Annotated in this window: 9 protein-coding genes; 6 read left to right on the top strand and 3 right to left on the bottom strand. The window is 60.8% G+C overall.

What is annotated here, in order from left to right:
* Nucleotides 1-245: 245 nt before the first annotated feature.
* Both ACPYOI_RS33600 and gloA read right to left on the bottom strand, forming a co-directional pair.
* On the bottom strand, nucleotides 246-1,313 hold the full coding sequence (locus ACPYOI_RS33600; RefSeq protein ID WP_481420045.1) for a YcbK family protein: 1,068 nt from the start codon (nucleotides 1,311-1,313) through the stop codon (nucleotides 246-248).
* A 155-nt stretch (nucleotides 1,314-1,468) separates the two neighbouring features.
* Nucleotides 1,469-1,909: a lactoylglutathione lyase gene (gloA, locus tag ACPYOI_RS33595; protein WP_481420046.1), complete on the bottom strand. Its 441-nt coding sequence runs from the start codon at nucleotides 1,907-1,909 to the stop codon at nucleotides 1,469-1,471.
* Nucleotides 1,910-2,102: 193 nt separating this feature from the next.
* On the opposite strand from gloA, the gene ACPYOI_RS33590 reads away from it, so the two are divergent.
* A complete protein-coding gene (locus tag ACPYOI_RS33590) occupies nucleotides 2,103-2,681 on the top strand; it encodes a cold-shock protein (protein WP_481420047.1) in 579 nt (192 codons plus the stop codon).
* Between the two features lie 17 nt (nucleotides 2,682-2,698).
* On the top strand, nucleotides 2,699-3,166 hold the full coding sequence (locus tag ACPYOI_RS33585) for a DUF192 domain-containing protein (RefSeq protein ID WP_481420048.1): 468 nt from the start codon (nucleotides 2,699-2,701) through the stop codon (nucleotides 3,164-3,166).
* Nucleotides 3,167-3,199: 33 nt separating this feature from the next.
* Here the strand turns inward: ACPYOI_RS33585 and ACPYOI_RS33580 are convergent, their stop codons facing one another.
* Nucleotides 3,200-3,397, bottom strand: a complete 198-nt coding sequence (locus tag ACPYOI_RS33580) for a hypothetical protein (RefSeq protein WP_168828767.1) — start codon at nucleotides 3,395-3,397, stop codon at nucleotides 3,200-3,202.
* 676 nt (nucleotides 3,398-4,073) lie between these two features.
* Here ACPYOI_RS33580 and ACPYOI_RS33575 point away from each other — a divergent pair.
* The 4 genes from ACPYOI_RS33575 to ACPYOI_RS33560 all read left to right on the top strand — a co-directional run.
* Nucleotides 4,074-4,553: a hypothetical protein gene (locus ACPYOI_RS33575; RefSeq protein WP_481420052.1), complete on the top strand. Its 480-nt coding sequence runs from the start codon at nucleotides 4,074-4,076 to the stop codon at nucleotides 4,551-4,553.
* Between the two features lie 276 nt (nucleotides 4,554-4,829).
* A complete protein-coding gene (locus ACPYOI_RS33570; RefSeq protein WP_481420049.1) occupies nucleotides 4,830-5,120 on the top strand; it encodes a hypothetical protein in 291 nt (96 codons plus the stop codon).
* A gap of 124 nt (nucleotides 5,121-5,244) precedes the next feature.
* A complete protein-coding gene (locus ACPYOI_RS33565; RefSeq protein WP_481420050.1) occupies nucleotides 5,245-6,954 on the top strand; it encodes a hypothetical protein in 1,710 nt (569 codons plus the stop codon).
* A 112-nt stretch (nucleotides 6,955-7,066) separates the two neighbouring features.
* Nucleotides 7,067-7,778: hypothetical protein (locus ACPYOI_RS33560; protein ID WP_481423985.1), on the top strand; the 712-nt coding region annotated here is incomplete at its 3' end.

Below are 7,778 nucleotides of genomic sequence, written 5' to 3'. Positions count from 1 at the left end.
CTTCCCAGAATGAAAATCTGGTGTCCTAACCGATAGACGAAGGGCGCTTCCTTCGTGGTGGCGCCCTTATAGTCAGCGCTTTTGTGCACCGCAAGCGGGAATTTTGCTTTTCTTCAAAAAAGTGACATGAACATTCGCGCTAGCACAAGAAGCGGAATATCCGATGTGAATCAACGGGCTGCTGGCTATCCCTCGTGCGGATGGAACCGTCCTGCCGTAAGGCGAAGCAAAAAATCGCGGTCTCGTCAGATCGCCGGTCCGCGCAGTGTTCGCCTCTGTCCCGCACCGCAGCCCCAGTTCCAATCACGGCTTTTGCCGGTATCCACATGGACGGATTCGGTGTCGCAATAGGTCCCCACGCCGCCACGGTCGGGCAGCGAGCGAACATAGGCGGCAATGTCCCATTTGGAAATGCCGGCGACCTGGATGTCGGCGGCATCGCACGTCTTGTGCATCGATTCTTCGGCGCCGCCGACCATGCGGTTGTGCTCGGGATCGCGATATCCGGACGTCACCATGACCGGCTTTCCGAAATGGCTTTCGATCGTCTTGATGACATGCAGCAGATTGGGCTTGAAGCAGCTGACCTCCACATCGCCGTTCTGGATGTTCAGGCCGTTCGGCGCGACGCGGGTCATGCCCGGCAGGGACGCCTTCTGGAGAAGGCCGGAAAGGCTGCCGAGGAGGTTCTGTTTCGGCGCGGCATAGAGCGCGTTCATCGATCCGGCCTTGAGGCTGCCGGTGGCCATCGCCGTCTCGACGGAGGGCGCCAGCTTCGTGCTGGTGTTCTGGGATGATTGCTGCGGTAACGGAAATTCGCCGGACTGCGGTGCCGGGGCAGGCTGAGAGGGGACGCTGAAGACGCTGCTGCGCGTCGCGTCCACCCCGGGAGAGGGTGCATAGGCGGCGGCATCGGACGGCTGAACGATCGTCGAGCTGCTGTTATTCTGCGGAATCGCCGGCGGGGCCGAAAAGATGCTCATGGCGTTGGCGTTGATCCGGGTCGACTGCATCACCATGCCGCCGATATTGGCGGGCTGCATGGCGACCGCGGAGGCCGGCATGGGTTGAGGCGAGTTCTGAGCTGCCGTCGCAGGCTGCGCGCCGGTTACATTGGTGAGCATCGGATCGCGATAGGTGCTCTTGGCCTTGCCCGGCGTTTTTTCGGCAAGCTGATCCGCCGCGGGATCGGCAGGCGCGGCGGCAGCGGAATCCAGCGCCTTCTGATTCGATATGCAGCCGGAAAGCGCAAGGGCCGCGGCGGCGATCAGAAGCGCGCCCTGAGCGCGTATCCGCCTTTCGAGAATGAGCAAGCGACCGGTCTCCTTGGATGCGGAAGACGCGGCGAAAGGGCCGTCTTCTGCTTCGAGTCGGCCGGAGAGTGCCTGTGGACCAGGCTTGCAGCAAGCGCGAACCGGGCGCCGGGACCTGAAATCGCAAAAGCTGCAAGCCTCGCTAAAGCCTCGGCTTACCAGACGCCGGTATTGCCCATCGAGAGCCACGGCTCGGCCGCGGGAAGGCTGCCATTCTTCTGCAGGATCTCGATGGAGATGCCGTCAGGCGAACGCACGAAGGCCATGCGGCCGTCGCGCGGCGGACGGTTGATGGTGATCCCCTTATCCATCAGGTGCTGGCAGATGGCGTAGATGTCGTCCACCTCATACGCCAGATGGCCGAAGTTGCGTCCACCGGTGTAATCCTCGGTGTCCCAGTTGTAGGTGAGTTCGAGACATGGGGCGCCATTTCGCTCCGCATTCGTGCTATCCTCGTCCGCAGCGAGGAAAACCAGCGTGTAGCGGCCTTTCTCGTTTTCGGAGCGGCGAATTTCCTTCAAACCGAATAGCGTGCTGTAGAAATGAAGCGACGCATCGAGATCCTTCACGCGAACCATGGTGTGGAGATAACGCATTCTATTTCCTTTCTAAATGCGGGGTGTCCCGTTATGCGGCAGAACGCAAGCTTCGGGCAAGTCACAGGGTTAAGATGAGCAACTGGGAATAATTGAAAAGTAGGGCTTGCGCTGATCCGTTACCAAGATGTTAATCTTGATATCAAGAATCAGTTAACCGTAACAGTGTGACGCGTATTGAGGGACTGGCGACATGGCTGACAGGATTTCATCGAAGGAATTCACGCATATCGACGAGTTGTCCGGAGATGCCGTCGATCTCGTTGAAATCACCGGCATCGTCAAGTGGTTCGATGTGGCCAAGGGCTTCGGCTTCATCGTCCCGGACAACGGAATGCAGGACGTTCTCCTGCATGTCACGTGCCTCCGCCGCGACGGTTACCAGACAATTCTCGAAGGCACGCGCATCGTCGCGTTGATCCAGCGCCGCGAGCGGGGCTATCAGGCCTTCAAGATTCTCTCGATGGACCAATCGACCGCCGTCCATCCGTCGCAGCTGCCGCCGGTGCGCACCCATGTGCAGGTCACCGCGACGAGCGGTCTCGAGCGTGCACTGGTGAAGTGGTTCAACCGAACGAAGGGCTTCGGCTTCCTGACGCGCGGCGAGGGAACGGAAGATATCTTCGTGCACATGGAAACGCTGCGGCGTTTCGGCTTGACGGAGCTTCGCCCCGGCCAGGTGGTGCTCGTTCGTTATGGCGACGGCGACAAGGGGCTGATGGCGGCGGAAATCCACCCCGACATGCCGAGCCCGGCCAGCCGGTCGCACTGATGTCACGCGGCTCTGCAATGAACATCGTCAAAAGCGCCTTGTTGGCGCTTTTTTTCATGATCGCGGCACCGGCGCTTGCCCAGCAGGAGACGCATTTCGACAAGGAGCCGCTGGTGATCCAGACGGCCGCCGGCAAGATGCTGAATTTCACGGTCGAGATCGCCACCACCAACGAGCAGCGCGAATACGGGCTGATGTTCCGCAAGGAAATGCCCGAGAAGGCCGGAATGATCTTCGACTTCGGCGAGTCACGGCGGGTGTCCATGTGGATGGAGAATACCATCCTGCCGCTGGACATGCTCTTCATCGATAGCGGCGGCACGATCCGTCACATCAAGGAGAATGCCACTCCCTATTCGCGGGACATCATCGATTCGATGGGCGAGGTGAAATACGTCGTCGAGCTGAATGCCGGTGTCGTCAAGAAGCTCGGGATCAAGGTCGGCGACAAGGTAGCGAGCCCCACGACGACGAGAAAGAAGTAGGCGGCAAGCCGAAGCGCTGCGCCCCTCTCCGAATTACTGCTTTTTCGCCGCCTTGGCATCCGCCTGCATCAGCCGCTCCATGAAGAGCGCCATCTTGCGCTTTATGCTGCCGTAGGTGCCAAGCTCGAAGTCGCAGTGATAGCAGGTGATGATGTCGCTATCGACAGGCTGCGGGCGCGGAAAGTTCATGCGTGTCTTGCCGCACTTGGGGCAGGGTACTTCAACTTGCATTACGGCTCCTGTGTGGGGCCAATGGCCGCCTTGGAAAAACAAACAATTCTGGAAGGATCATCGGCGGGAAGAGATTTGACCTCCCGACCGGGTCCCAAGCCAACCTTTTCAAGACCTATTACCGATGATTCCCAGCGAATGCCAGCAGAAGACCTGAGAAGAGCCCAGGAACCTTTGGGATTGCTCTCAAGATTCCCGCATTCATGCCACGCTGAACTGCACGGCCGTCGTTGGACGTAGGTCTTTGACTAACTGCCGTCACTCTACCGCCAGACGAACAGGCGATACATCGGAAGTTTTACTTGCAGGCGCAGGCGGCCTCATCCACAATGCAGCGCCCGGCGCACTTGTGCCGGAGGACAGACGCAATCGCATGAACTGACCATTCGAAGATGCCGCAGACGCCATGCCCACGGCGCTGAAGGGGGGAATTCGAAATGATGTTGAGCAGTTCTCTGAGAACGCTGTTTCCTACGGCAATTCTCGTTTCGATCATTCCCTTCCCAGTTGGCGCAAAGCACCCCATTGCGTAGCAGGCCTGCAAGTTCCCTCACCAATTGAGGAACGCACGGCAACCTGCGTCATGGGAAAACAGCCTTCGGCCCTGTCGGCATGGCTTGTCCAAACAAGGAGGAATGACATGCAAATAGGAGCAAAATCGTGCGTCGCAGCAGTGATGATTCTGGGTTTTCTCGGCAGCACGGCGGTGGTGCGGTCTCAAGACCAGCCCGGCATCAAGAAATACGGCTCGGAAGCAGGCTGGGATATCGTCGTGCGGCAGGACATGGGCCCCGGCTGCCTGATCGCGAAAAAACTGACCGATGACGTGCAGCTTCAGATGGGGATCGACACGAGGAATACCAGGCGTGGCTATCTGGCACTTTACACCAAGGCTGATGCCAACGTTACCAGTGGCGCGAAGCGCACCGTGATATTCGATGTTGATGGCCAGCAGTTCAGCGGAGAGGCGACCGGTCAAAAAGTCGAGGGATTTGAAGGAGCTTACACCTGGGTCAACAACCTCGACTTCATCTATGATCTTGCCAAGAAGAAGATGCTGACGATCACGCCGCAGGGGCGTCAGCCGTTCGCCGTGAGCCTTGCCGGGACTGACGCTGCCTTCAAGGCCCTGCGCACCTGCCAGGACGCTCAGTAAGTCTCGCGTGCATATTTCCTGTTAAGTAGACGTATCAACCCACGCGGCATCCAGAGAGACCAGCCAGCAGGGGTGGACCATATCGAGGTCCGCCGCTGCTGGCGCGTTTGTTTTTGATGACGCCATGCTTTCTGCGTGCGTCTGTACGCGAGGTAAATGCCAGCGTAAGCGGCCGCGCGTGAGGCGTAAAGAGGCCGGCGTTTACAGTAACGTACTTACCTTTTCCGCACAGGAGCACATACTTCGGCGACTACCCTGACAGGAGGACCGACGTCCGTGAGCAGGCAAGGCGGAGCCGCGGGAAACGCAATCGATGCCGCGCAGCTGGGGCTGTGGCGGCTGATGCTCAAGTTGCCTGCAATCCGCGGCCGGCTGCAAATGCTTGCCGCGAGGTCGCGGCGTCTTGACGATCTCTTCGAAGCATACGAGGAGGCCAGCCGCACACTCGAACGGCTCCGGAAGGAGAGTAATCTCGCCCTGGCCAACGAATACGACGCCGTCTGCTCGGACATCGAGGCGGACGTCATCCGCTATGTCCTGCAGGGCTCCGCGGGCGCACCGGATTGACACGCGCATTTTCGAAATTGATCGCGCGTTGGTATTTATTAGCGTTTCAGGTTGCAACTCGGTGTCAAGTCGGCGATATATGTTCGCGTTCTACTTTAGTGGCCAATGGGTACGGGCGCGGACCATGAGTGCTGAAGTACACGACGTGGGGACCTGCGAAGTATCCCTCGAGGAGGCCGGAGCGGAACTGGAGAGGCTTCTTGCCGACGGAAGGTTCCGTGTCTCGGACCGGCAGCGGGAGATCCTGCTATATCTCGCCGAGCGACGGCTAGCGGGCTACCAGAAGGGCGTGAAGGCCTATTCGATCGCGCTCGACGTGCTGGGAAGAACCAGCGCCTTCGACGCGGCCAACGATCCGATTGTCCGGATAGAGATTAGCCGGCTGAGGACCGCTCTCGACAACTACTACGCCGTTTTCGCCGAAGAGCTCGGAGTCTCGATCCATATTCCCAAGGGCAGCTACGTGACGCTGTTCCCGAAGACCTCCATCCAGCACGAGCCGGACGACCAGCACCTCGACGACGATGTCACTGCCGTGTTCGAGGCGGCGCCTGCGTATCCTTCGGAAATCCGCTCGCCGGTGCAATGGCGGCGCCTGGGGGCGCTTGGCGGCATCGGGCTCGTCGTTTGCTTGGCGGCTGCCGCCCTCTACTTCCGTCCGATCACACCTGCAGCTACGGCCAAGCCCACCCTGCTCGTGGCAATGACTGCAGCGTCTCCGGACATGGAGGGTGAGGCGAGCCTGACCCGAGACATGCTGCTGAGCGCCCTGACACAGTTCCAGACCGTGATAGTGGCACGGCCCGGTTCGGTCGCGGGCGGAGCGGGCAGCTCGGACCCGAGCTACGATATCGAGATGAAATACTACGGGGACGGCGACGACCGCAGCGTATGGTGGCAGGTCGTGGACGGTGTCTCGGGAAATCTCCTGCGTTCGGGCCTCGAGCGGGTCGAACTCAGCGGTAAAAGCGCGGCCGCAGTCAGGGACGAGATGGCGGGAGCGCTCGCGACGCGGGTTGCCTCCTCGCGCGGCGTCATCAACACGATCGAGATGCAGGACGCCCCGAGAGACGCTCTCGGCAATGGCTGCGTCCTGAGAGCCGAGTATGCGCTGGAGGCCGGTGACGCGGACGACGTCTCCGAGGCGTCCCGCTGCCTGGAGCGCACTCTCGCCCGGTCGCCGGACGATCCTGACGCGAGCGCGCTGCTTTCCCGCGTCCTCGTTGCCCCACGCGGCCGGCAAGTGGGTCCCGAAATCGAGGCACGCGCCCTGGATTTCGCGAAGCGGGCCGCCTCGCTTGCGCCGCTGTCGGATAGGGCTCAGACGGCGTTGATGGCCGCGCAGTTCGCAGCCGGCCGGACGGAGGCGGCCATACAGGCCGGCAATCGGGCGATCGCACTCAACCCTAACAACTCGGAGGCTGCGGCCGCCCTCGGTTTCGTACTCTTCTCGTCCGGATACTGGGAGGCGGGCGTCGATCTCGCGCGGGACGCCAGTCGCGACCGCGACACCGTCCCCCGCGACGCGATGCTGGTGCTTGCTCTCGACGCCTACAGAAACAGCCGGTGGTCGGAAGCCTCGCTTCTCGCGGAACAGGTGAACGGCACCGACTTCCTGGTATGTGCGCTGCGCGTTGCGGCCCTCGGACAGCTTGGAGCGGAGGACGTGGAGAAAAAGCTGCCGCAGCCGAAGGCCTTGGACCGCGAGTTCGAGCAGGCGTTCCGCCAGCAGATGGTCACCGCCCGGATGCGGCCGGAGATCGTCGCGGGAATCGAGGCCGGCCTCGTCAAGGCTGGCGCCGACTTTGATGGAGTCGCCAGCATCCGGCCCTAGAGCCTGATCCTAATTTACGAAGGCATTTACAGTTGCGTACTTCCGGAGAGCACGAATCATGTTTCTATCGTCGTGACAGGCGTTCTTCACGACCTCACAAGGGGAATCTTTGATGCGAACTGTTGTCATTGTCCTTTCGGGAATGCTGCTTGCCGCACCCGGTATCTCGCTGGCGGCCGACCCGGCACCGGCCTTCGCGCCCACTCCTGAAACCACGGTGCAGGACGAATGGAGCTTCTCTTTTGCTCCGTATTTGTGGACTGCCGGGATCTCCGGCGATACCGCCGTCTTCGGCCTGCCGGAGGTCCACATCAATCAAAGCTTCGGGGACATTCTGGCGGATATCGACTTTGGTTTCATGGCGGCCGGAGACGCGCGCTATGGCCCCTTCAGCATCGTGACCGACATCGAATATGTGAGGATTACCTCGGACGCGGCGACGCCGCGTGGCGTGCTGGCGGACGAAGTGGACCTCAAATCCGTGACCTTCACCGCCCTGGTCGGCGCAGGCTACACCGTGCTCGAGGATCCAAACGGCAGGCTGGATGTCATCGCAGGTCTCAGGGTCTGGTCGGTCGAGACCACGATATCTTTCAGCGGCGGCCCTCTTGGCGGAATTTCCCGTAGCGACGACGCCACCTGGGTTGATGGGATGGCGGGCGTCCGAGGCGTCTACTCGATCACGCCTACGGTCTATTTGACGGGATGGGGTCTGATCGGCGCAGGCGGCGCTGACCTCGACTGGGACGTGATGGGGGGCGTGGGCTACAAATGGGAAGAATGGCTCTCTGCGTTCATCGGATATCGCGCGCTCGGTGTGAACT

The sequence above is a fragment of the Rhizobium sp. SVR5-2C genome, from assembly GCF_056755115.1.
This window is presented reverse-complemented; position numbering and strand designations above follow the sequence as displayed.

Bases quoted from the DNA above. Each gene is read 5' to 3' on its own strand.
- gloA (WP_481420046.1), bottom strand. From the start codon at position 1,909: ATGCGTTATCTCCACACCATGGTTCGCGTGAAGGATCTCGATGCGTCG.
- ACPYOI_RS33565 (WP_481420050.1), top strand. From the start codon at position 5,245: ATGAGTGCTGAAGTACACGACGTGGGGACCTGCGAAGTATCCCTCGAG.
- ACPYOI_RS33585 (WP_481420048.1), top strand. From the start codon at position 2,699: ATGAACATCGTCAAAAGCGCCTTGTTGGCGCTTTTTTTCATGATCGCG.
- ACPYOI_RS33590 (WP_481420047.1), top strand. From the start codon at position 2,103: ATGGCTGACAGGATTTCATCGAAGGAATTCACGCATATCGACGAGTTG.
- ACPYOI_RS33580 (WP_168828767.1), bottom strand. From the start codon at position 3,397: ATGCAAGTTGAAGTACCCTGCCCCAAGTGCGGCAAGACACGCATGAAC.
- ACPYOI_RS33575 (WP_481420052.1), top strand. From the start codon at position 4,074: ATGATTCTGGGTTTTCTCGGCAGCACGGCGGTGGTGCGGTCTCAAGAC.